The organism is Paenibacillus dendritiformis (genome assembly GCF_021654795.1).
Taxonomy (GTDB): Bacteria; Bacillota; Bacilli; order Paenibacillales; family Paenibacillaceae; genus Paenibacillus_B.
On the sequence record NZ_AP025344.1, the window covers coordinates 1706474 to 1730201 of the forward strand.

General features: G+C 55.6%; 17 protein-coding genes. 10 read left to right on the plus strand and 7 right to left on the minus strand.

Going from position 1 to position 23728, the window contains the following annotated elements; genetic code table 11:
• The first annotated feature begins 496 nt into the window (after window positions 1-496).
• Together L6439_RS07520 and L6439_RS07525 are read left to right on the plus strand one after the other, a co-directional pair.
• Window positions 497-2605, plus strand: coding sequence for a methyl-accepting chemotaxis protein (locus tag L6439_RS07520; protein ID WP_237096779.1), 2109 nt, complete (start codon window positions 497-499; stop codon window positions 2603-2605).
• Window positions 2606-2722: 117 nt separating this feature from the next.
• Window positions 2723-4600 (plus strand): peptidoglycan D,D-transpeptidase FtsI family protein, encoded by a 1878-nt coding sequence (locus L6439_RS07525; protein WP_213471346.1) that lies wholly within the window; start codon window positions 2723-2725, stop codon window positions 4598-4600.
• A gap of 51 nt (window positions 4601-4651) precedes the next feature.
• Here L6439_RS07525 and L6439_RS07530 read toward each other — a convergent pair whose 3' ends face one another.
• Window positions 4652-5800: an AI-2E family transporter gene (locus L6439_RS07530; RefSeq protein WP_213471347.1), complete on the minus strand. Its 1149-nt coding sequence runs from the start codon at window positions 5798-5800 to the stop codon at window positions 4652-4654.
• Window positions 5801-5944: 144 nt separating this feature from the next.
• Between L6439_RS07530 and L6439_RS07535 the strand changes: the two genes are divergently transcribed.
• The 6 genes from L6439_RS07535 (at window position 5945) to L6439_RS07560 (ending at window position 13548) form a co-directional block, all read left to right on the plus strand.
• Window positions 5945-7315 carry a polysaccharide deacetylase family protein gene (locus L6439_RS07535; protein ID WP_168182248.1) on the plus strand — a complete coding sequence of 457 codons (1371 nt, stop codon included), beginning with the start codon at window positions 5945-5947 and terminating at the stop codon, window positions 7313-7315.
• A gap of 541 nt (window positions 7316-7856) precedes the next feature.
• The gene (locus tag L6439_RS07540; RefSeq protein WP_168182249.1) at window positions 7857-9611 is read left to right on the plus strand and encodes an ABC transporter substrate-binding protein; all 1755 of its coding nucleotides are present in this window, start codon (window positions 7857-7859) and stop codon (window positions 9609-9611) included.
• Between the two features lie 79 nt (window positions 9612-9690).
• On the plus strand, window positions 9691-10647 hold the full coding sequence (locus L6439_RS07545; protein ID WP_168182250.1) for an ABC transporter permease: 957 nt from the start codon (window positions 9691-9693) through the stop codon (window positions 10645-10647).
• 15 nt (window positions 10648-10662) lie between these two features.
• Window positions 10663-11586, plus strand: coding sequence for an oligopeptide ABC transporter permease (gene opp4C / locus L6439_RS07550; protein WP_168182251.1), 924 nt, complete (start codon window positions 10663-10665; stop codon window positions 11584-11586).
• A gap of 10 nt (window positions 11587-11596) precedes the next feature.
• The gene (locus L6439_RS07555) at window positions 11597-12580 is read left to right on the plus strand and encodes an ABC transporter ATP-binding protein (RefSeq protein WP_168182252.1); all 984 of its coding nucleotides are present in this window, start codon (window positions 11597-11599) and stop codon (window positions 12578-12580) included.
• A complete protein-coding gene (locus L6439_RS07560; RefSeq protein ID WP_168182253.1) occupies window positions 12577-13548 on the plus strand; it encodes an ABC transporter ATP-binding protein in 972 nt (323 codons plus the stop codon). Before L6439_RS07555 ends, L6439_RS07560 begins: the two co-directional genes overlap by 4 nt.
• 84 nt (window positions 13549-13632) lie before the next feature.
• Here L6439_RS07560 and L6439_RS07565 read toward each other — a convergent pair whose 3' ends face one another.
• From L6439_RS07565 to L6439_RS07585, 5 genes are all read right to left on the minus strand, one after another.
• Window positions 13633-15672: a serine hydrolase domain-containing protein gene (locus L6439_RS07565; RefSeq protein WP_237096780.1), complete on the minus strand. Its 2040-nt coding sequence runs from the start codon at window positions 15670-15672 to the stop codon at window positions 13633-13635.
• A 373-nt stretch (window positions 15673-16045) separates the two neighbouring features.
• Window positions 16046-17065 (minus strand): ferrochelatase, encoded by a 1020-nt coding sequence (locus tag L6439_RS07570; protein ID WP_213471348.1) that lies wholly within the window; start codon window positions 17063-17065, stop codon window positions 16046-16048.
• On the minus strand, window positions 17058-18050 hold the full coding sequence (locus L6439_RS07575; protein ID WP_213471349.1) for an ABC transporter substrate-binding protein: 993 nt from the start codon (window positions 18048-18050) through the stop codon (window positions 17058-17060). Before L6439_RS07575 ends, L6439_RS07570 begins: the two co-directional genes overlap by 8 nt.
• Window positions 18051-18069: 19 nt before the next feature.
• Window positions 18070-18921, minus strand: coding sequence for an ABC transporter ATP-binding protein (locus tag L6439_RS07580; RefSeq protein ID WP_213471350.1), 852 nt, complete (start codon window positions 18919-18921; stop codon window positions 18070-18072).
• Window positions 18918-20012, minus strand: a complete 1095-nt coding sequence (locus L6439_RS07585) for a FecCD family ABC transporter permease (protein WP_213471351.1) — start codon at window positions 20010-20012, stop codon at window positions 18918-18920. Before L6439_RS07585 ends, L6439_RS07580 begins: the two co-directional genes overlap by 4 nt.
• Before the next feature lie 328 nt (window positions 20013-20340).
• On the opposite strand from L6439_RS07585, the gene L6439_RS07590 reads away from it, so the two are divergent.
• A complete protein-coding gene (locus L6439_RS07590; protein WP_213471352.1) occupies window positions 20341-20940 on the plus strand; it encodes a hypothetical protein in 600 nt (199 codons plus the stop codon).
• Window positions 20941-21086: 146 nt separating this feature from the next.
• Entirely contained in the window at window positions 21087-21677 is a 591-nt protein-coding gene (locus L6439_RS07595) for a hypothetical protein (RefSeq protein ID WP_237096781.1), read from the plus strand.
• A 162-nt stretch (window positions 21678-21839) separates the two neighbouring features.
• On the opposite strand, the gene ilvD is transcribed toward L6439_RS07595, so the two are convergent.
• Window positions 21840-23528 (minus strand): dihydroxy-acid dehydratase, encoded by a 1689-nt coding sequence (gene ilvD, locus L6439_RS07600; RefSeq protein WP_168183066.1) that lies wholly within the window; start codon window positions 23526-23528, stop codon window positions 21840-21842.
• Between the last annotated feature and the right edge of the window lie 200 nt (window positions 23529-23728).

Here is a 23728-nt window from a genome sequence, read left to right on the forward strand (position 1 = left end):
CTATTAAGACTAGTGTAGGAATCTGACTGGTTGGGAGACTCACCAAAAGATATGCCGTACCTGAACGGATGGGAGAATGAAAGAAAGACGTTCGGGATACCTGAACGGATGGGAGAATGAAAGAAAGACGTTCGGGATACCTGAACGGATGGGAGAATGAAAGAAAGACGTTCGGGATACCTGAACGGATGGGAGAATGAAGGAAAGACGTGCGGAAGACCTGAACGGCTGGGACCAATAAACGAAAGACGCTCGAGAAGGCATCCTGAGGGCTGGAAGGACAACCATAAGGCAGGATCCGGGAAGGGCGATTTAGCTGTTTCATTGATTGATCAATTTTCTCAGCAACTTCATTTTGTTACATATTTAGTCACAAAATCGTGGATGCGCTTCCAAATATGAGAAAGGGATTTTGTACGGAGCTGTCGAAGTAGTGCATAAGACATAGTTGTAGGTACAATGACCTTGATATTGTGTTGGAGGAGAGGTGCTGTCCATGCGTACACTATTACGCGGCTCCGAGCCGCCTCATGCCGGGGAACAACGTGCTTCTGCTGCTAGACATTCTTTTCATCCGCTGCGCTCGGTCGGGATGAAGCTGTTTTTCATTTTTTTCGTCAGTATTGCGCTTCTGGTCGGTTCTGTGGGGCTGCTTTCATTTTTTCAAGCACGAAGCATCATCCAGAGCCAGATCGCCCAGGCCCAGGAACAGACGTTGATTCAGGTGGGAGAGAAGCTGGATTTGTTCTTCACCAACTATTCCGAGTTATCTGCGCAGATTTTGCTCAACCAAGATATACAAGCCGCCTTTTTGGAAGCGGCGCTTCAGCGTGAAAGCAATGAATATGAAAAACTGCAAAATCGGGTTCGTGTCGAGAATCACTTGAAATCGTATGTGATCGGCAATCCGACGCTGCACGGCATTTACCTGCTTCCCGTGAATGAGAAGGAGCCTTCCTTCACGTCCGGCGCATCGGATGAAGGGCTCAAGGAGCTGCGCCAGGAGAAGTGGTTCACGGAGGCGCAGGAGCGGCCGGGAGAGGTGCTGTGGCTGCCTGCGAAGACGGCAGGAATCTCGGGCGACAGCCCGGATGCGGCGTTCGGGCTCGCCCGGGCCGTTAAAAATACATATACGGGCAAAACGCAATATATCGTCGTGGTGGAAATCTATTTATCGGGACTGCAGGAGCGGATCCGCTGGAAGACGGAGGAGGGCGCTTTCGCCCAGATCGTCGATGCCGAGGGCAAGCTGGTCTTCTCGGAGCAGACGGAAGCCGCGGGCGAGCCGCCGGGCACCCGGCTTGCTGCCGATCCCGACCGTGCGAGCGGACGAGGGGAGACCTCGGATGCGAACGGGGGCGCGCTTCTCGGCGCTTACTACCGTTCCCCGGTTACCGGCTGGACGTTGAACGGCTTCACGCCGTCCAGTGTGTTGCTGCAAGATACAATCACGATTCGGAATATTTCGTGGACGGCCATAGCCATCTCGCTTGGCGTGGCGCTGCTCATCGGCTGGTATGTCATTCGAAGCATAGGCTACCCGCTTGAGCGGCTGAGCCATCTGATGGAGGAGGGAGCGAGGGGCCGGCTAGGTCTGCAGATGAAGCACCGCTCCCAGGATGATATCGGGCGGGTCGCGGCCAGCTTCAATGCGATGATGGCCCGAATCGGCGAACTGGTCGGGCGGACGGAGGAGTCGGCCCAGGCCGTGCTGGCGACGGCCGGGAAGCTGACGGAGGCATCCCACGCGACCTCTCAGTCCGCCGAGGAGATTGCGCTGGCGACGGAAGAGATTGCGCACGGTTCGACGATGCTGGCCGCCGAAGCGGAGCGGGGCAATGAGTGGACCGGCCGCACGTCGGCGCAGATGCTGCAGGTCATCGATTTGAACGTGGAAATGTATCGCGCGGCGGCGGAGGTGGAGGCAGCCGGACAGCGGGGCTCCGCCTATATGGAAGATCTGGGGCGCAAAACCGGGCTGACCGAGCGGCGCATTCATGCCCTTGTCGGCAAGGTCGACGCGCTGAAGAGCGGGTCAGGGGCGATTCGCCATATTCTTGACCTGCTGACGCAGATTGCGAAGCAGACCAATATTTTATCGTTGAACGCCGCGATCGAGGCGGCGCGGGCAGGTTCCGCCGGGCGCGGGTTCCTGGTCGTCGCGGATCAGATACGCAGTCTGGCGGATGAGTCGGCGCGGGCGATTGAGCATGTCAGGGAACGAACGGAAGCGATTGAACGGGAGATGTCGGAGACGGTTGAGATGCTGAGCGGGATCCGGCCGGTGTTCGAAGAGCAGCTCGCGGCCGTGCATGGAGCCGATTCGCTCTTTCAGGAAGTGCAGGAGCATATGGGTCTGTTCATGGCGAAGCTGGATCAGGCGACGGAAGCGGTTAACGAACTGGATGAGACGCAGCGCATGCTGACGGAAGCGATGACGAATGTCGGGGGCGTGGCCGAGGAGTCGGCGGCGACAACGGAGGAAGTCGCTTCCTTGAGCGGGGAGCAGAAGTCGGTATCCGAGCAGCTTGTCTCGTTGTCGCAAGAGCTGGAAGCCGTCTCGAAGCATCTGACGGAGCGGCTTGCCCAATTTCAACTGAATTAACGTCATCCCGGTCTTTGGCTGCCCTCTGCTTGAAGGGGGCAGTTTTTTTGTATGCGTTTCCGTCGATACTGGACGTAGAAGCATATTCGATGGGATATCCACGGAAGGAGGATTGGCATGATGGGAAGCAGATGGAAAACGGGCATGTCGCAGCTCGCCGGGCTGCTGTCGCTTGCCCGGGGGCGCATAGCGGCGGCCAGCTTCTTGATTGCCGCCGTGCTCGGTGTCTACGTTATGCGGCTTGGCTGGCTGCAGCTTATCGAGCCGCATCGTCCCGTGCAGGGGGGCGGGCATACGCTGCTGCAGCGTTCCATTATACAGCGGGAACGAGGCATTGTGCTCGACGACGGCCGGGGGCCGATCCTGGATCGCAGCGGCCGTCCCTATACGAGAACGGCCGTGCAGGCTGCGGTCCTGTTCCCCGTTCATCGCGACTCGATATCATCTGAAGCGGTGCGAACGCTAGCGCTCTGGTTCCACACGACCGAACGCGACGTGCGGGCACGCTGGGAGGGCGCCGCCGAACCGCTCGTATGGCCTTCGTCCCGCGACGGCAAGCTGCCTTATCCGCTCACGCCGGAGCAGTCCCGGCGGCTGAACGCTTCCGGCTGGGACGGGGTGCGCTCCCTGCCGATTACCGTGCGATATCCGCTCGGCAAGGATACGCCGCAATGGATCGGCTTCGTCGCGCAATCAGCAGGGGATCAAGCCGGAGCAGGCATATCCGGGATGAGCGGAAGGTCAGGATTGGAGCGGGCGTTCGAGCCGTTGCTGCGCAGTCTCGGACCGACGATTCTCGTCCATTATACCGATGCCGATCGGCGTCCGCTATACGGCCTCGATATCCGGCTCCGCCGTCCGGACAACCCGTATTACCCGCTGCAGCTTGTCACGACCGCGGATCGCGAGATCGAGTCCGCGATTGGACGAGCCGCGGATGAAGCGGGGATGAAGAAGGGCTCTGTCGTCGTGCTCGATGCGGCCACGCGCGATGTCGTAGCGATGGTGTCCCGCCCGGCCGCCGACCCGAACCATGTGACGCCGGAGGAGGAGAACTGGAATAACCGTGCGGTCAAGGCTCTTCCGCCAGGATCCGTGTATAAGCTCTTCATCGCCGCGGCCGCTCTCGAAGCTCAAGTCACGGATCCGCAGGAACGATTCCATTGCAGCGGCGGCTACGGCAAATACGGCCTATCCTGCTGGGTGAAGGACGGGCATGGAACTTTGACGCTGCGCGAAGCGTTGGCGAAATCTTGCAATGTCGTCTTCGCAGAGCTGGCCGAGCGAATGAGCGCCGCCGATCTGGAGACGTATGCCAAGCGGTCGGGGCTGGCGGGCACTGTCGGCATGAGTTCCTCGGATGGGCGCGGGCATAACGGGTTGAAGCATTTTGATGGAGAGGAGGCGAGCCGGATATTTGCGGAGGGAGAGGATAACGGGAAGATTGACGGGGGAGAGCGGGCGCAGCTTGGCATCGGACAGCGCAATGTGCGTCTGACCCCGTTGGCGGCTGCCAATTACGTCGTCACTCTGCTTCAGGACGGTGCCGCAGGGGAGCCTCGCCTCGTTCAGGAGCTCCGTTATGCGAATGGGCTTCCCTTCGCCCGCTTCGATGCCGGAGCGGACAGCGAACAGGTGATGAAGCCGCAGACGGCGAGACAGCTACGCCGTTGGATGGAGGATACCGTCGCCTACGGGACGGGGATGTCGCTTCGCCAAGCGGCCTGGCGGCTGGCGGGGAAGAGCGGAACCGCACAAGCGGATGCCTACGGAAGCGGTCGGCTCCATACGTGGTTCGTCGGATATGGTCCGGTGGAGAAGCCCAAATATGCGGTGAGCGTCATCTTTGAGGATGAGCCCGCGGGGACCTCCCACCGGGCAACCGCCTTGTTCGGCAAAGTCATGGATCTGCTCGCCGAGCATGAGATTTCCGGCTTGCCGCCCCGCAGCACGCGGTACGGCCTGTTGCGGCTTGCCGCCCATAGCACGCGGTAACCGCCGGTTCAGGCTTGTCCGCGCGGCTGCGGCTGCGTGCCGGGAGGAAAATTATTTATTATCCGAATCCCGCACGGTTCCGTCATTCGCACCCGGTCCTTCCGGGAAAGGGGAGGTATCGAATTCTTCTTTTGGCATACGAATCCATTTGTTCAAATACCCTTGATCATAGAGAGCCTTGACCAAAATAAGAAGAATAGGCGACAGCACGACCCCCACGACACCAAATAACGACAAAGATAATATCATAAAGGAGAGCATCGTAAACGCAGACACGCCCAGCGTATTGCCCGTAATTTTCGGATCCAGTATTTGCCGGGTGATCAGCGTGACGCCCAGAACGACGGTTAGCCAGATGGCAAGCGAACTGTTCCCCGCGATGAACAGGTATACGATCCACGGAATAAAGATGACCGGAACGCCGAGCAGCGGCAGAAGATCGAACAAAGCGGACAAGAGGCCGATCAGAAATGCATTGCTCACGCCGAGGAGCAGCAGCGAGATGAAAATAATGCCGAACGTAATCGAGATCAGCTTCAGCTGCGCTTTCAAATAGGCCGCAATCCCTTTGATGACATTTTCCTTCAGGAACGTATAGGCATGGCGAAATGTTTTGGGCGTATGGGTGCGCGCCGCTCTTCTCCACGTATCGATCTCGATGCTGAGGAAGTACGCCAGTATAATCGCGATGCCGAAATTGACGGTGAACGCCGAGAAGGAGGAAATATTATTGATAATCCAGCTTAAAAAATCGAGCGCAATTTGCGAGCCTTTTTTCGCTATCGTCCCGACGTATTCATTCAGGCGCACGGTCACGTCTTCGGGAAGCGCCTCATATTTCTGATGAAGGAACGCGGTAATATTCGCAAATTCCTTCTGCAGAACTTCAATATATTTGGGCATTCTCTCCTGGAGCTCAATCGCCTGCTTCATCGCAATGAAGCCAAGTCCGAAAATGGCGCCCAGAATGAGCAGAATAAACAGCCCTACCGACAGGGCGGAAGCGATCGCCTTGTTGACGCCGCGTCGATGGAGAAATCCGGCTAGCGGTTCAATAAGCATGAACACGATGAAGGCAAGGAAAATAGGCTTCGCGATGGAATACAGGTAACTGAAGCTATACATGATAAGGTAGATCGTCAGTACAAGCAGTCCAATGTCAAAAGCCGTTCTCCAATATTTGCGGTAAAACGCGATCATGAATATAACTCCTTTGCTCCCTATTCTTTTCTTGGATCCCATTGTACACGAAAATGAATTCCAGTGCCTATTCTTTCATGATATGTTACAATAAACTTATCGCCTCGCAGGGTATAGATATAAGAATGAAACGGGGAAATTGGGATGGAAATCATATTATTATGGTGCTTTTACATCCTGACGTTTTATGCGTTTCTACCAGGTGTCATCAGCCGATTATTCGGTTTCCGCGTGTTCCAAAAAGGCAGATCGGATTCGAAGCTGGCGCTGACGTTCGATGACGGGCCAGATCCGGAATATACGCCGCAGCTGCTGGATCTATTGAAGAAATACAACGCCAAGGCAACCTTCTTTGTCGTTGGCATCCATGCGGAGAAGCACCCCGAATTGCTGAAGCGAATGAGCGATGAGGGGCATTTGATCGGCATCCACAACTACGTCCATAAATCCAACTGGCTGATGCGTCCGAAAACGGTGAAACAGCAAATTCGCAAAACGTCGGATATTATTATGTCCGCTACCGGACAACGCTCACACTATTATCGTCCTCCGTGGGGGATTGTCAATTTATTCGATTATGGCAATCTCGGTCATCTTCAAATCATTCTCTGGTCCGGCATGTTCAACGATTGGCGGAAGAAGGTTGGCGAGGAACGGCTGTTCCGGCGCATGATGAAGCGGTGCCGGGGCGGAGAGGTTCTGCTCCTCCATGACTGCGGCCATACGCTTGGCGCCGATGAGGAAGCTCCAGGAATCATGCTGAAGGCATTGGAGCGGTTTTTGAAGGAAGCGGCGGAGCGCGAGCTGTCCTGTGTTCGCATAGATGAGCTGATCAAGCAGACCGAGAAGGAGAAGATCAGCAACCCATCCTGGTTGAAGCGCGCCATTATCAGCGGCTGGCTTCTCTATGAGAAGGCGTTCCACTTGCTCTACGGCCTTCAGACGACCAATCGGGAAGATCCCGTGTTTCACTTCCGGGTCCGCCCGTATCATGGGCCGACGCTTCAATTGGATGACGGCATCGAATTGAAGCGGGACGATGAGATACTGGAGCTTCATTTCGATAACAAGCGGCTGTACGAGATTGGCCGGCGCTCGCGGTCACCTGTCCAGCTTGCCATACAGATGATCCGCGCCGTCGAGAAATCGCTGCCGGAGCTTGCGGATTATATTATGGATCATCCGGAGCTGAAGGCGAACGTGAAGGCGTTGTATGGCGTAAGCATGATCCATCGGGGGCCGGAGCAATTCGGGTTCACCGTGTTGGACTTGCCGCGAGGCCTGTTCTCCTGGTGTACGCGCCGCTATTTGCGCCTGCTGATGAGCGTCATTCATCCTCAAGGGAAGACGAGACTGAGAGAGCACTCGGAGCAGATGGTTCCCAAAGTGATGGCCATGTCCGTCCAGACGCTGCTTACCCGCTACGGCAAATCGCGCAAGCCGGTGATGGAGCCGCAGCCGGAGAGAGTGCTCATTCTGGATCAGGGAATGGAGAAAGCGACGCACTATCTGTAAATTTTTTAAAATAAGATAACAGCGATGACGCCCCAGACTGTTGGAATTACATAACAATATTGGGGCTTCTTTTTTTATTTCTTTTTTTGCTTGGGGCATGCAAGTTTTATGCAAAGAAATGAAAAAACATGCAAGTGCACACCGGTGGTGGAATTTCGTATATTTTGTCTTTTGATCTATGGACATTTTGACGAAAACTGCGACTATCCTCCGTCTTGTCGTGGAGAAAACCGCGCTTTTCCCGGACTTTTCTACTATGGATGATAAAAAAAAGTTATCGTCATAAAACTACAAACTTTCAAATTAAAAAGCGGAAAGGGATTTACAAAACCGAAATTATAAAGTAGTATTATGAAAAAATATTCGTTTCCTGCTTATGAAATGGGGGGTTTTTGCAAACTTATTTGACCATTGTTCTATAAAGCATTAACGAATGTTATTTACTCATCGCGATGATTTTTTATGTATACAACTTTATAACTACTACAAGTTACAAAGGTTACAAAAAACATCAGAAAATGAACATCAGGGGGAGAATGTTGTGAAGAAAAGATTCAGCATCATCATGTGCCTGCTCCTGTCCTTGACGCTTGTGCTGTCCGCTTGCGGCGGAAGCGATAGCGGCAGCGGCGATTCCGCAGGACAAGCTAATCAAGAGTCATCCAACAGCGGCGGCGCAGATAACGGTACAGACGGCGAGTTGGTCTCTGACGGCTTGATTCCGGCCACGGACAAGAGCAAGTCTCCAGCAACGGCGACAGACCGGAAAGATACAGCTATCATTGGCATCCCGGCACCTAGCGGTATCTTCAATCCGCTCTATGCTGAATCTGCATACGATGTATATGTGACAGAATCGTTGTTCGCGGGCCTGCTTCAAATTAACAAAGACGGCACATATTCCACGGATTTGGCGGAGGAATACACCATCTCCGACGATAAGCTTACTTACACGTTCAAGCTGAAGGACGGCCTGAAGTTCAGCGACGGTTCCCCATTGACGGCGGAAGACGTGGCATTTACCTTAACTGTAATGCATGACAAGACCTATGACGGTCCGAGCGATATCATCAAGGACGCAGCTATCAAGGGCGGCCAAGAATACAAAGACGGCAAAGCGACCTCCATCGAAGGCATCAAGGTCATCGACCCGAAGACAATCGAAGTTACCACGCTTAAACCGCGTGCGCTTGCCCTGTCCGCTATCGGCAGCGTCGGAATTCTGTCCAAAGCATATTATGGCAAGGACTACAAGCAAGGCGACCTGTCTTATATGAAAGACTTGTTCACGACGCCGCTCGGCAATGGCGCTTACAAGCTGGACAAGTTCGTTCCGGGACAAGAGGCGGTATTGTCCGCGAACGAGAACTTCCATAAAGGCGTAGCGAAGATTCCGAACCTGATCTTCAAATTTACTACGGATGAGACGAACGTGCAGTTGCTGCAAACCGGTGAAACCGATATGGACATGGTTACCGTATCGAAAGACCAAGTAGAACAGCTTCAGGAGCTGGGCTTCCTGGACATCAACCTGTTCCGCACGAACGGTTACGGCTTTATCAACTTCAACCATAACAAAGAAATGTTCAAAGACAAGCGCGTGCGTCAGGCGTTGGCTTACGGCCTGGATCGCCAGCAAATCGTAGACGCGGTATATCAAGGATATGCCGATGTTATCGATGTTCCGCAATCCAAGGATTCCTGGTCCTACACGGATGAAGTAACGAAGTACGATTTCAATCTGGAAAAAGCAAAGCAGCTTCTGGATGAAGCTGGCTGGACGGTAGGATCCGACGGCATCCGCGAGAAGGACGGACAGAAGTTCAAGATTACGTTCACCGCTTCTTCTCCGAACCCGGTCAATGACGCGATCATTCCGGTCGCCCAAGCGAACTGGAAAGAGCTCGGCATCGAGCTTACCGCAGAGCAAATGGACTTCAATGCCGTTATCGAAAAGCGTAAAAAAGGCGACTTCGACATGATGTTCCTGGCTTGGGGCTTGACTCCGGATCCGCAATCGAGCGAGAATGTGTTCAAGACGGGCGGATCTCAGAACGACATCGGATACTCCAATCCGAAGCTGGACGAGCTGTTCGAAAAGGCCGGCAGCGAAGTCGACATTGAGAAGCGCAAGCCAATCTTCAAAGAAATCTACCAAGAGCTGAATGAAGACTTGCCTTACATCTACCTGTATCAACGCCGCGATATGTGGGCAACGAACGCACGGATTCAAGGCTTCGATATGTCGCCATACCGCAAGTTTACGGCAGATTTGAACACTATCCAAATTCAATAACGACTTCAAAGTGCTGCATACCGAATGCTCAGCCATCAGGCTGGGCATTCGGGCTTATTTCATGCTAGGAGGAATAATTATGAAACAATACGCCTTGCGGCGGCTGTTGCAGCTGATTCCGACCCTTATCGGCGTGTCGATTCTGCTGTTCGCGGTCTTCGCGCTGGCGCCGGGGAACTTTATCGATTCCAACCCGACGCTGTCGAAGGAGCGCGCAGCCGAGCTCAAAGCGATCCATGGCTTGGACAAGCCGCTCGTTGAACGTTATTTCACTTGGGCTGAAAATACGCTCAAAGGTGATCTCGGATTGTCATTGCAGCACAAACAGCCAGTCACCACGGTCCTCAACCGCTATATGTGGAACTCGTTTTTGATTGCCGCTATCGTGCTTGTGCTCAGTTGGGCCATTGCGATCGTAGTCGGCGTTTTTGCCGCGATCAAGCAGCACTCTTTCTTTGACGGCATGGTGACATTGCTCGTCTTCGCGCTGATGTCGCTCCCGTCATTCTTTGTCGGGTTATACGCCATCAAGGTGTTTGCCGTCGATTTGGCATGGGCGCCGGTCGGCGGGATGTATACGTCAGGCAGCAATGCGACAGGATTCGCGCGCTTCTGGGATCTGCTGCAGCATTTGGCGCTGCCGGTTGCCGTGCTGACGGCCTTGAGCGTCGGCAGCTTGACCCGTTATTTCCGGACGAGCATGCTGGACGTTATCCGTCAGGACTTCATTCGAACAGCTCGCGCCAAGGGGCTGAAAGAACGCACCGTCATCTTCAAGCATGCTTTGCGGAACGCTCTGCTTCCTGCGATTACGCTGCTCGGGATCGAATTGCCAGGGTTGTTCTCCGGCGCCATTATTACGGAGAAAATCTTCAACTGGCCTGGTATCGGCCGCATTAACTTGGACGCAATCAATGCCCGTGACTACTTCCTGTTGATGGGCTTCACGATGTTCCTGGCTCTGCTGACGATGCTTGGGAATTTCTTAGCAGATTTACTTTACAGAGTCGCCGACCCTCGTGTCCGGATGAAGTAGAAAGGGGAGTTATTTGTGTCTCAAACGGTAGCTGAATCCGTTAAAGGAGCTAATGTGCGCCAGGCCAAACCGGCTTCCCCGTGGAAGCTGGCATTCAAGGAACTTCTGAAAAACAAATTCGCGGTAACGGGAGCAATCGTCGTTGTACTTATGTTTGTCATCTGCTTCCTTGGACCGCTCGTGTCTCCATATTCGCTCGAGACGATGAATATCAAGAACGGCAACAAGCCGCCAAACGCCGCACATTGGCTCGGTACGGACAATCTGGGCCGGGACATTCTGCTGCGCGTCATGCTGGCGGGCCGGGTCTCTCTGCTCGTCGGTCTCGTCGCCATGGCGATCTCGGTAACGCTGGGCAGCTTGATGGGCGCGCTCGCCGGTTACTATCGCGGATGGGTTGATACCGTCATCATGCGTCTTGCCGACATTATGATGTCGATTCCAAGCTTGCCATTACTTATTATTCTCGGCGCGATCTTGTCGGATATGAAGGTTCCGCCGGAGCAGCGGATTTATCTCGTCATGTTTTTGCTCGGATTTATGGCGTGGCCGAACTTGTCCCGTCTCGTGCGCGGGCAAATCTTGATGCTGCGCGAACAAGAGTTTATGCAAGCCGCCGAAGTGCTTGGCCTGCGTGACCGGCGCAAAATTTTCCGCCACTTGCTGCCAAATACGGTCCCGATTATTATCGTCGTGGCAACCTTGCTGGTAGGCAGCTCCATCTTGTACGAGTCGGTATTGAGTTATTTGGGTCTCGGGGTCGTTCCGCCGACGCCTTCATGGGGCAATATGATTTCCGCCGCGAACAATATGATAGACTTCAAGAAGCGGCCGTGGCTGTGGATACCGCCAGGAGTATGTATTTTCTTGACGGTTATTGCCATCAACATCATTGGGGATGCCCTGCGTGACGTGCTCGATCCGAAAATGAAGAGGTAGGAGATACGATATGGCAAACAATTTGATCGAATTTCGCAATCTGCGGACGAATTTCTATACCAGTGGTGGCATCGTGAAAGCGGTCAATGATGTCAGCTTCTCGATCAGAGAAGGCGAGACGCTGTGCGTTGTAGGCGAATCCGGCTGCGGCAAGAGCGTTACCGCCATGTCATTGATGCGGCTCGTCGCGCCTCCGGGGAAAATCGAAGGCGGAGAGATTATTTATAAAGGGCAAGACCTGTTGAAGCTTAAAGAGCGTGAAATGCGTCAAATTCGGGGCAATGAAATCTCGATGATTTTCCAGGAACCGATGACGTCGCTCAATCCGGTATTGAAAATCGGCGAACAGCTCGTCGAGCCGATTTTGCTGCACCGCGGCGGAACGAAGAAGGAAGCGCGCAAGCGGGCGATCGATCTGATCGAGCTTGTGGGCATTCCGCGCGCGGAGCAAATTTTCGACGCGTATCCGCATGAGCTGAGCGGCGGCATGCGGCAGCGGATTATGATCGCGATGGCCTTGACCTGCGATCCGAAGCTGCTCATCGCCGACGAACCGACGACGGCGCTGGACGTGACGATCCAGGCGCAGATTCTCGACCTGATGCGCAACATCAAGAGCGAGTTCAAGACGGCGATTATGCTGATTACCCACGATCTCGGCGTCGTGGCCGAGATGGCCGATCATGTTGTCGTTATGTATGCCGGCAAAGTCATTGAAGAGGCGCCGGTCATCGAATTGTTCCAGAATCCGAAACATCCGTATACCCAAGGGCTGTTGAAGGCGAAGCCGATTATCAATGAGCGCCGGGAACGGCTCTACACGATTCCCGGGCAAGTGCCGAACCCGGTTGAGCTGGGCGACAATTGCTATTTCAATGACCGTTGCGAGCATTGCATGGCGGTGTGCACGGAGAAACAGCCGACGCTGAAGACCTATGACAAAGGACATAAGGCGTCATGCTGGCTGTATGAGAAGGAGGGGAAAGCGCAATGAGCCAACAAGCGTTACTCGAAGTAGAAAATCTAAAAAAATATTTCCCCATCCAGGGCGGTCTCTTCTCGCGGACAGTCGGACATGTGCGTGCGGTTGACGGAGTCAGCTTCACCCTGCAAAAAGGGGAAGCGCTCGGCTTGGTAGGCGAGTCCGGCTGCGGCAAGTCGACTACGGGACGGACGATTCTTCGCCTGCTCGACAAGACGGAAGGGAAAGTCATTTTTAAAGGCACTGATATTCATGAATTAAATAAAAAGCAACTGCGCGGCATGAGACCGCAAATGCAGCTTGTATTCCAGGATCCATACAGTTCCTTGAATCCCCGCATCAAGATCGGGGATGCGATTGGCGAACCGCTGCTCGATCACGGGCTCGCCAGCAAGAACGACATTCGCGACCGCGTCAAAGAGATTTTGACGATTTGCGGCTTAGCTCCTTACCATATCGATCGCTATCCGCATGAATTTTCCGGCGGTCAGCGCCAGCGCATCGGAATTGCGCGCGCGCTCATCATGAATCCGGATTTCATCGTGGCGGACGAACCGGTATCTGCCCTTGACGTATCGATTCAGGCGCAGATCATTAACCTGCTGAGCGATTTGCAGGAACAAAAAGACTTGACTTACTTGTTTATTTCGCATGATTTGTCCGTTGTCGAACATTTGTGCAACCGCATTGGCGTTATGTACTTGGGTTCGCTTGTTGAATTGGCTCCGCGGGACGAGCTGTTCAAACGCCCGCTGCATCCATATACGCAAGCGCTGCTGTCGGCCATCCCGATTCCGGATCCGACGCGCAAGTCGGAGCGGATCGTGCTTCAGGGCGACATTCCGAGCCCGGCCAACCCGCCAGCCGGATGCAAGTTCCATACGCGCTGCCCGTTTGCCAAAGATATTTGCAAGCAAGCCGTACCGGAATTCCGGGAAGTTGCCACCGGACACCATGTGGCATGTCATCTGGTAGAGTAGTCAAGTTCCAGTCATCATGGCATAGACCCCAACTTGGAAAGCAAAAGCGCGGATGCAACTCCGCGCTTTTATTGCGTTATTCGGTTATGGAACGAGGCTCCATTTCGACGCCAAATATAACAGCGCGGCAGCCTCTTGACGCGTCATCGCTTGCTTGGATTTATAATCTGCCGCTCCGTCGGCTGACACGGATACCTCAGGGCCGTAAAGTTTCATGCCCGCAATAAATTTGACCGCCTCTTCCGCCCAGGCATCTGTCTTCCCGGTTGTTGCGCCTTCGACCGGCTTGGCCCCCATGGACAGCATTACCCTGAAGAGGATGGCCGCTGCTTCTTGCCGGGTTATCTTCTCTGTCGGCCTGAATAATTGATCCCCAGGCGCTGCAATAAAGCCGTATTCCACAGCGCTTTGAATCCATCCCGCCTCCGGGAGCGCGTCGATATCTTTGAACAGCACGGCATTTTTGGAAGCAGGAATCCCAATCCATCTCATCACCTGCTCCACAAATTCCGCTCTGGTCAACGGCTCTTCCGGGCCGAAGGCTCCATCCGCTTTGCTCTTGACGATGCCGAGCTGATGCAAGCCATATATATATTCGGCATAAGGGTGCGCATCACCGATATCGGTAAAGCGCTCAGGCGTGCCGAGCTTTTCTGCCCAGGCGGTCGGGTCGGCATTGGAGTACATATACGCAATCGAGCCGTCCGGATTTGCTTTGAAGGCAATCTTGCTGCCATGCTCATCTTCGAATAAGAGAGGATCGAGGGGGTTGGCCGTCTGCTTGCCCATTATATTTTCAAGGACAAGCTGCCCACCCGGGGCCGCATGAATGCGGGTAATCAGGTAGCTTATCCGCACATCGCGATAGACTCCTTCGAACCGTCTCAATTGGTCTCGAGTTAGCGCAAGATAGGCTTGTTTCTCTTTCTCTTGCTTTGGATAATACCGATCCATAAAAGCCTTGAATATCATGTCACGCAAATTTTCGGACTTGTTATACACGATAAATGCGCCCGCGTGCTGCTCCGGCAGCAGCCACATCCATGAGGTGAAGCCGCCAGGCGCCGCACCGCCCTTGCCAATCACGTATTGTCCGTTGTAGTCGTCCTGAAGCGCATATTCAAAACCGTATGCCATATTCGGCATCTTCGGATGAATCGCGAGATGGGTAGTGCCCATCTCGTTGACGGTGTCTTCCTGCAGAATGCGGCGGTCGCCCAATTTCCCCTTATTCAAGTAAGCCAGCATAAATTTGGCCATATCGCTTCCGGTCGTTACCATGCCGCCATGTGGCATATCATTCGGGACAAAATTATAAAGCGGCGCTGCTTTGTTGTCAGGCCCGTAACCGACAGCCAGCCGCGGGACAAGTTCCTGCGTCAACAGAAAATGGCTGTCGTTCATGCCGAGCGGCTTGAAAATATGTTCCTTCATATACTGATTGAACGGAACTCCCGCCACCTGTTGAACGATGTAGCCTTGGAGCATGGACGCCATATTATCGTATTTATACACTTCCCCCGGTGTTCGGGTAACGGCAGGCATCCACTTTTTCACATAATCTTCGAGCTTCACTTCTTCAGCCAGATCATACGATATCGAATCTCCGACAGGGGGATCGACGATATCGAACCCGGTCGTATGCGTCAATAAATGCTCCATCGTGACGGGGGAGCCGGTCTCGTTCTTCATTTGGATTTCCCCCAAATAATGCTGAACATCACGATCCAACTCGATTTTTCCCTGCTCCGCAAGCTGCATCACCGCCGCGGCCGTAAAGACTTTGGAGACCGATGCGATGCGGAACAAGGTTTTTTCGGGATCGACAGGAACTTTTTTTTCTGCGTCCGCATACCCATACCCTTTCTGCAGCAGCACCTTTCCGTCTTTTACGACCACAAATAGCGCTCCCGGCACACCTAGCGCCTTGACATCCTGGCTCGCGAAAAATTCGTCGGCAAAGGCTTCCACGTCCTGGGCGTTCATCGTTCGCTGTGGCTTGCTTGTTGGGCTTGCTGCCTGGGTCAATGCCTGAACCGGGGCAACGTTGGGCGACAGCATGGAAACCAACAGCAGCCCGGCCACTAGAGCCATGATTTTTTGCCGGCAACGTGCATTTCTCATGATGAACTCTCCTTTCTCTGCTTATTTAACGGTCTCCTATCCCAAGGATAACGTCATTGTATAATTCGAATCTGTCCCTGCACTTTCACGTTCCTTACAATAATCTAACAAAGAAGCGAGGACGGTAACGCCCAATAGAAAAGCTGCCGGCTTCGTTGTACGATAGCTGTTTTTACCGCCATACGTTAATGTTTTGACTTTGTAACACTATTGTTCATGTTGCAGGGTACTTTTTCTCGGCGCTTTCATCATTCTTTCTGTAATCTTACAAATGAAACTACGCAATGTGAAAAGAAAAAGCGCGGAATGAATCCGCGCTTGAATGACGTATTGGGTTCCTATAAGGAATGAAGAGCCCGGCAGGAACGGCGTGTCAGGCTGAATATTGTCCGGCGAGCAGATGACGGGAGACAATACCGGATATGAATTCGATGAAGTCCCAGGCATCATTGACAGGCTCCGTCCGCACGAACTGCATGCCGCATGCTTCGGCCAGCCGCTTCGCGTCCTCGCCGAGATCGTGATAGACTTCGACATTGTCTGTCAGCGAGGTCAGCTCGCAGAGCACGACCGCTTGGCAGCCATGGCCGGCCGCTTGCCGGATGACATCCTTCACATCCGGTCCGAGCCAGCGCTGGGGCGCGGGCAAGCCGCTCCGGTAGGCGATGTCCCAGCGTCCGATCTCCGCTTCCTCCGCGATGAGACGGGCGAGGCGGCCATATTGGGCGATAAACGCCGTATGAGCCGAAGGCAAGCCGGGCTTGCTGTGCACGGTGAAGATAACCCGTGCCGAAGGCAAGCTGGCGGCAGGGAGCCAGCGGGAAGCATCGCTCAGGCGGCGGGCTAGCAGCCGAATGAAGGCGGGATGCTCCTGCCAATTCGCCACGGCGGTTAACCGGACAGGCGGCTCCGCTCTATCTGCCGCCCGCGCGGCTTCGTGCATATACATTCCGGTTCCGGCGCCAAAGGGCGAAAGATGCAGGAGAGCCAGCCGGGAGATGCCGTCGGCTGCCGCTTGCCGCACCGCTTCGGAGATGAAAGAAGGCGAGTGCTTGTAGCCGATATAGACGGGGATCGGCGCGCCGCATAGCTGCCCGAGACGCATCGAGATCGCTTCCGCCTGTCTCGCGGTCACGGCATAGAGCGGATCGCACGCCCCTGTCTGCCTGTAACGGCTGACGCCTTGGGCCAAGGCTCCGGGAGAGCAGCGGCCGCGCATAATATGCTCGTACAGCTGCGGCACATCATCGATCGAGCGGCAGGCGCCATAGGCGGCCAACAGGACGGCCTGCGCCGGCTTGCCCGCATCCGGTGCTGCCGTCGCTGCAGCCGTCGCCCCCGCCCCTGCCGGTTGAGGCGATTCTGCCTGCCGGCCGCGATCCATCTCAATCATGTTCGGCAGCACCGTCCTTCCACAAGTCCGGGTGAAGCCATGCCGACATATGCAGCAGGCCGTCGACGGTATACCGGTTCGGCGCGAGCAGATCTTTGGCCTTCATCGTCGTGATGCGGCCTTGCCGCACGGCAGTCAGCGTGTTCCATTGCGGATCGGATTTCAAGCCGGACAGCCATTCTTCTCCGCTGCCGTCCCAATCGCCCAGAACGATGTAATCCGGATCCAGCTTGATCAGATCTTCAATTGACGCTTTGATCGATTTGGAGATGCCGAGCCCATCCGCCGCAGGCTCGGCTCCGGCAAGGCGGATCATATCGTAGGCGATATTGCCCGGCCCGATGACATAAGGGCCGGTATTCGGACCGACGGGGGAGAGCGCCAGCACGGACGGCTTGACGGTCAGCTTCGCTGTGCGCGCCGCGGCCTGCTGCAATTTGGCCTCGATTTCCTCCGCGATAAGCATTCCCTTCTCGGCTTCTCCCACGGCCTCGCCGATTTTCCGGTAGTTCCCCTTCACGGCTTCAAAGGTACCCCACTGATCAAACGTAATGACGTTGACTCCGGCTTGGCGGAGCAATTGCTCGGCATCGCTTTCGGTATGATGAACCTTCGTCAGCAGCACGAGATCCGGCTGGAAAGACAGGATTGTCTCGGGATCCAGTCCGGTCGCCCCGCTAATCGGATTGTCGACCTGCTTCCCGATGCCGGCGTTGACCGCGAGATACGGGTTGGAAATGCTCTTCGGAATCGCGACCACCTGTGCGGGCTCGATGAATTCCAGGACGGCGTCCGCCGTATCCAGCGATACGGGAGCGACCTTCAGCTTCTCATTGGCTCCTGCCGCAGAAGCGGGAGCGGATTCCGGCACCGTGGTCGAAGCGACGGACATTCGGTTGGCCAGGATCGCCGCCAAGCCGATAACGACGATGACCGCCGCCAGTCCGATTATCATGTTCCGCTTCGATTTATCATGTTGTCTCATTGAAATAAATTCCTCCTGATTAGCTAATGATGTTGTACGTCGATGGTTCGAACTCGGGGTCTGCCTCGTCAAAGGCCAGAATCGACAAACCACTCGTTCCCGGTTCGCGGCGGATGGCGGCGCGAATGCCGTATACGTGATAGAGATGCTCCGCGGTCAGCACTTCCTCCGGCGGGCCGTTCGCCCGGATGCGGCCCTCGTGAAGCAGCAAGAGCCGGTCGCAATAGCGGGAAGCCAGCGACAGATCGTGGAGGGAGGCGGCTACCGCCAAGCCTTCGCGGGCCAATCCGCGCAGCAACGACAGCGTGCGAAGCTGATGGCGGATATCGAGCGCGGAGATCGGCTCATCCAGCAGCAGCAGCTGGGGCTCCTGCGCCAGCGCTTTGGCGATGAAGGCGAGCTGCCGCTGTCCGCCGGAACAGGCGTGGATATAACGGTCCCTGAGCGGCTCAATCCCGCATTGGCGCATGGCCCGCTCGGCGCAGCCGATATCCGCGTGGGAGAGGCTCCGGAAGAGAGAGCGATGGGGATGGCGGCCCATCGCGACAATCTGCCCGACCGTGAAGTCGGCGTCCAGCGAGCAATCCTGCGGAACATAGCCGATGAGCCGGGCCCGCGCCGAGGCGGAGTAGGCGGCATGCGGCCGGCCGTCGAGCAGCAGCCGCCCCCGCGCCGGACGGAGCAGTCCGCACAGCATGCGGATAAGCGTCGACTTCCCGCTGCCGTTGGGGCCGATAATGCCGACGAAGGACCCGCGCCGAAGCTCGAACGAGAGATCATGGATAATGGGTCGGTCCCCGATGGAGCAGGCTAGCCGCTCCGCTTGCAGCAGCCTGTCTGTTCCGGGCTCTGTCCGCCGGTTTTCCTTCATGAGAGATTCTCCTTTCTTCGCCGCAGCAGCATCATGATGAACAGAGGGGCGCCGATGCAGGCGCAGACGACGCCGACCTGAAGCGTTACCGGCTGCAGGATCATGCGCGACGCGAGATCCGCCAGCACGAGGAAGGAAGCTCCGAACAGCGCGCTGAGCGGGAGCAGGTATCTGTGATCCGCTCCGGCGAGCAGCCGGATCAGATGCGGGATGACCAATCCGACGAAGCCGATGATTCCGCTGACGGAGACGGCGGTTCCCGTCAAGAAGGAGGCGAGCAGAAGGATAGCGTAGCGCGCGCCTTGCACGGGAACGCCGGATGCCTGCGCATGCTCGTCTCCCAACAGCAGCAGATTCAGCGTGCGGCTGAACAGCGCGATAAGAAGGACCGCTATCGCAATCGGGAGCGCGATCAGCTGCACATGGTCCCAAGTTCGCGCCTCCAGCCCGCCCTGCAGCCAGAAGACGATGCTGCGCAGCTGCTGTTCATGGGGGGCGCTCGCAATCACGACATTGATAACTGCGGACAGGAGCGCATTGATGCCGATGCCAAGCAGCAGCAGCGTCGTCACATTCGGCTTGCCGCTGGCCCGCCAGATGGCCAGGATGAGGATGACGGCAGCCAGGGCGCCGGCGAAGGCCGCCAGCGGCAGCGCATAGGAAGCTTGCTGCGCGAAGCCGGAAGCAATCACGATGACCGCCCCGGCCGCGGCTCCCGAGGAGACGCCGAGATAGCCCGGCTCCACCAGCGGATTGCGGAACACGCCCTGCATGGCGGTGCCCGCCACGGAGAGAGCCGCGCCGACCAAGACGGCAACCAAGACGCGGGGGAGGCGGATCGCCGTAACAATCATCAGTTCGCGCTCCGGTATGCCGGCCGGGTCCAGCCATCCGAAGGCGTGCAGGATCGCCTGCAGCGTATCCGCGAACCGGATGGAGACGGGGCCGATGGAGCAGCCGGCGATGACGGATAATAGCAATGCCGCTAAGCCTGCGGCGCCAAGCAGCGCGAGGCGCGCATGTTCGCGGGCCGGACGGCGGCGCAGGACCGGGGAATGGCTCGGGCTGCTTGCTTCAATCTTGGAGTACATAGATTCCACCTTTCCCGTTCACAACAAAAATAGTCTTGTACAAATAAGTTGTATTAGGTAAACATTTATTACTATAGCGCATGCCTGAAAAGCCGTCAATGGATGAATCGAATCGGCGACTTCATGTTCATCCCCGTATCTCCATCCGGGTTTGGAAAGACGTTCAACGCATAGACATGTTCGGCATGGCGATGTGCGGCAATACAATTGGCGGACCACGGAGAAAAATAAGTGAAGAATAGGGCGGAAAGCGCAAAAGTCTTAGACGTATTGCAAAATGATTGGGGTGACGGGAAACCGAGAATGTGAAGGCGGGGAAAGGAGGGAAATGCGAGAAAAGGCGGAAGAGGCGAGGGAAAGAGGGGGAGGCGAGAAAGGCGGGAGAAGGCGAGGGAAAGGCGGGGAAAGGCGGGGAAAGGAGGGAAATGCGAGAAAAGGCGGAAGAGGCGAGGGAAAGAGGGGGAAGCAAGAAAAGCGGGAAAGGGCGGGGGAAAGGCGAGAAAAGGCGGGAAAAGCGGGAAGAGGCGAGGGAAAGAGGGGGGAAGCGAGGAAGCGGGAAAGGGCGGGGGAAAGGCGAGAAAAGGCGGGAAAAGCGGGAAGAGGCGAGGGAAAGAGGGGGAAGCGAGAAAAGCGGGAAAGGGCAGGAAATGCAAGAAAAGGCGAAAGAGGCGAGGGAAGCGAAAAATGGAGAGGAAAGCGGGAAAGGGCGGGGGAAAGGCGAAGAAGGCAAGAAAAGGCGGGAAATGGAAGGAAATGCAAGGAAATGCAAGTAAAGGCGGAAGAGGCGAGGAAAGCGAGAAATGGAGAGGAAGACGAGGAGAGGTGGGGAAATCTGGCGGCGGGGCAATCGGGGGTGGGGGATGGTACAGCGAAATCCTGCGTAAATCAGGCTGTTGGAAAACCCCTGTTTTTTGTGAAGGGGTGGTGAAGGTCCATTTTCCTCATCCAAACTTTGGCTCTTAGAGCGTTTTAAATCGATTTTTTTCTACCGGGAGAAGAGATCCACATCACAGGTGAAAAGTCCCATAGACTACTCAATGGCCTGATTTTACGGGATCCAAGCGACCGCGTCGGATGCTGGGGGCATCATCGCCTTCAGGAAGCATTATCAGCCTTCAGGAAGCATTGCCAGCCTACTGGAAGCATTATCAGCCTGCTGGAAGCACTATCGGCCTGCTGGAAGCATTATCGGCCTGCTGGAAGCATCGTTGCCTCCTGGGGCTTGGACGTGCGGAGGAAATTGCTGCTATTTTACAGGAATTTCGGCTTAATGAGTCCCCATCCCGAGGAATTGCTGCAAATCTACATCATTTTAGGCCCTTTTGCTTCAAACCGAAGCGAAACGGGGGAAATTCCTGTAATTTTGCAGGATTCCCTTTCTGGAATAGTCGTCCCTATCGAATTGCTGTATTTCTGCAGGATTTCGCTTACCGAATCGGCGTGCCTGGAAAAATCGTGGTGTTTGCGGATTTCGCCTGCCGGATGGGCGTGTCTAGGGAAATGGTGCAGTTTTCAGGATGGTGGAAATATCCATTTTCCTACTCAAAACTTCTTTCTCAACAGCCTGGTAAGTGCAGCAATTTTCGAGACTTTAGCCGCGATTTGATGAAATTCCTGCAAAAGTACATTATTTTCATCGGCTCTTGCTCTTTATCTAGTAAATAGTCTGAAATTGATGCAGTTTTGCAGGAACTGCTGCCACGAAGCACACGTCATCAAGAAAAACTGCATTTTTACAGTTTTCCCCAAAGCTGAGCTGGTAGAAGCAGGGGGCTGTCCGCTGCAGCTAAAAAACCGCTTAACGGACAGCCCTTTGAATTCCAGGAATTAAATTTTAAGAATGCCGCCTTGGCTGGCATTCGTGACGAGCTTGGAGTAGCGGGCCAAATAGCCGGTCTTGACCTTCGGCTCGAACGGCTTCCAGGCCGCGCGCCGCTGCTCGAGCACCTCGTCCGGCACCTGCAGCTCGATTTTGCGGTTCGTCAGATCGAGCTCAATGATGTCGCCGTCTTCCACGAACGCAATCGGTCCGCCCTCGGCCGCTTCCGGCGAGATATGGCCGATGCTGATGCCGCGGGACGCGCCGGAGAAGCGGCCGTCGGTAATGAGGCCGACCTTGGCGCCGAGGCCCATGCCGACGATCTGGGATGTCGGGGCCAGCATCTCCGGCATGCCGGGACCGCCCTTCGGCCCTTCGTAGCGGATGACGACGACATGGCCTTCCTTCACCTTGCCGTTCGCGATTCCGGCCAGCGCCTCATCCTGAGAATCGAAGCAGATCGCCGGGCCGACATGGCGTCCGCCGACCGACGGATCGACGGCGCCGACCTTGACGATCGCGCCTTCCGGCGCCAGGTTGCCGAACAATACGGCCAGGCCGCCTTGCTCGCTATGAGGATTGTCAAGAGCATGGATGACGTCCTTATCCAAGATCTCGCAGCCGGCGACATTTTCGCGCAGCGTCTGGCCGGTCACGGTGATGCACTCCCCGTGAAGGGCGCCTTCCTTCTTGAACAGTTCATTCAAAATGGCGCTGACGCCGCCTGCATTGTGCACATCTTCAATATGATAATCGGAAGCCGGCGCTACCTTGGCCAGATGAGGCACGCGGGCCGCCACTTCGTTAATCCGCTCGATCGGGTATTCGAATCCGGCTTCGCGCGCGATGGCGAGCGTATGCAGAACCGTGTTGGTCGATCCGCCCATCGCCATGTCGAGCGCGAAGGCGTTATCGATAGCTTCCATCGTAACGATATCGCGCGGCTTGATGTCCTGCTCGATAATGCTCATCAGCTGGCGGGCCGACTTGCGGACGAATTCCCGGCGTTCCGGAGAGACGGCGAGAATGGTGCCGTTGCCAGGCAAGGCGATGCCGAGCGCTTCCGCCAGGCAGTTCATCGAGTTCGCGGTGAACATACCCGAACAGGAGCCGCAGGACGGGCAGCCGTATTGCTCCAGCTCCAGCAATCCCTTGTCGTCGATCTTGCCTGCTTGGTAGGCGCCGACGCCTTCGAACACGCTGGACAAGGAGATCGAACGTCCGGTGGAATCTTTGCCCGCCTTCATCGGACCGCCGCTGACGAAGATGGTCGGAATGTTGACGCGCAGCGCGCCCATAATCATGCCCGGCGTAATCTTGTCGCAGTTCGGAATGCAGACCATTCCGTCGAACCAGTGGGCCGAGACGACCGTCTCCACCGAATCGGCGATAATCTCGCGGCTTGGCAGCGAGTACCGCATGCCGATATGGCCCATCGCAATCCCGTCGTCAACCCCGATTGTATTGAATTCGAACGGCACGCCGCCCGCTTCCCGGATCGCTTCCTTGACAATCTTGCCGAATTCCTGCAAATGGACGTGGCCGGGAATGATGTCGATATACGAGTTGCATACCGCAATGAACGGCTTGTCAAAATCCTCTTCCTTCACGCCCGCTGCACGCAGCAGACTGCGGTGAGGCGCACGATCGAAGCCCTTCTTAATCATGTCTGAACGCATTTTCTTATTGGCTGTCATTCTGTGTGAACCTCCATCTCTTGCTACCCGATGCCGGGATTGGAATGGTACCTCTCATAAGTGCTTGAGTATTTCTATAGAGTCTATCACAACTGCCTTTCTTTTTCTAGCGGTTTAAAGCGTCACTGAGCGCTTGCGGGCAAGCCGGAGCGGGTTCGAAGAAAACGCGGCCTCCGCCGGGAACTCTCCCAAAGACCTCC

Excerpts from the sequence above, each read along its gene's own strand:
- L6439_RS07520 (WP_237096779.1), top strand. The coding sequence starts at position 497 with ATGCGTACACTATTACGCGGCTCCGAGCCGCCTCATGCCGGGGAACAA.
- L6439_RS07525 (WP_213471346.1), top strand. The coding sequence starts at position 2,723 with ATGATGGGAAGCAGATGGAAAACGGGCATGTCGCAGCTCGCCGGGCTG.
- L6439_RS07530 (WP_213471347.1), bottom strand. The coding sequence starts at position 5,800 with ATGATCGCGTTTTACCGCAAATATTGGAGAACGGCTTTTGACATTGGA.
- L6439_RS07535 (WP_168182248.1), top strand. The coding sequence starts at position 5,945 with ATGGAAATCATATTATTATGGTGCTTTTACATCCTGACGTTTTATGCG.
- L6439_RS07545 (WP_168182250.1), top strand. The coding sequence starts at position 9,691 with ATGAAACAATACGCCTTGCGGCGGCTGTTGCAGCTGATTCCGACCCTT.
- L6439_RS07555 (WP_168182252.1), top strand. The coding sequence starts at position 11,597 with ATGGCAAACAATTTGATCGAATTTCGCAATCTGCGGACGAATTTCTAT.
- L6439_RS07560 (WP_168182253.1), top strand. The coding sequence starts at position 12,577 with ATGAGCCAACAAGCGTTACTCGAAGTAGAAAATCTAAAAAAATATTTC.
- L6439_RS07565 (WP_237096780.1), bottom strand. The coding sequence starts at position 15,672 with ATGAGAAATGCACGTTGCCGGCAAAAAATCATGGCTCTAGTGGCCGGG.
- L6439_RS07570 (WP_213471348.1), bottom strand. The coding sequence starts at position 17,065 with ATGATTGAGATGGATCGCGGCCGGCAGGCAGAATCGCCTCAACCGGCA.
- L6439_RS07575 (WP_213471349.1), bottom strand. The coding sequence starts at position 18,050 with ATGAGACAACATGATAAATCGAAGCGGAACATGATAATCGGACTGGCG.
- L6439_RS07580 (WP_213471350.1), bottom strand. The coding sequence starts at position 18,921 with ATGAAGGAAAACCGGCGGACAGAGCCCGGAACAGACAGGCTGCTGCAA.
- L6439_RS07585 (WP_213471351.1), bottom strand. The coding sequence starts at position 20,012 with ATGTACTCCAAGATTGAAGCAAGCAGCCCGAGCCATTCCCCGGTCCTG.
- L6439_RS07590 (WP_213471352.1), top strand. The coding sequence starts at position 20,341 with ATGCGAGAAAAGGCGGAAGAGGCGAGGGAAAGAGGGGGAGGCGAGAAA.
- L6439_RS07595 (WP_237096781.1), top strand. The coding sequence starts at position 21,087 with ATGCTGGGGGCATCATCGCCTTCAGGAAGCATTATCAGCCTTCAGGAA.
- ilvD (WP_168183066.1), bottom strand. The coding sequence starts at position 23,528 with ATGACAGCCAATAAGAAAATGCGTTCAGACATGATTAAGAAGGGCTTC.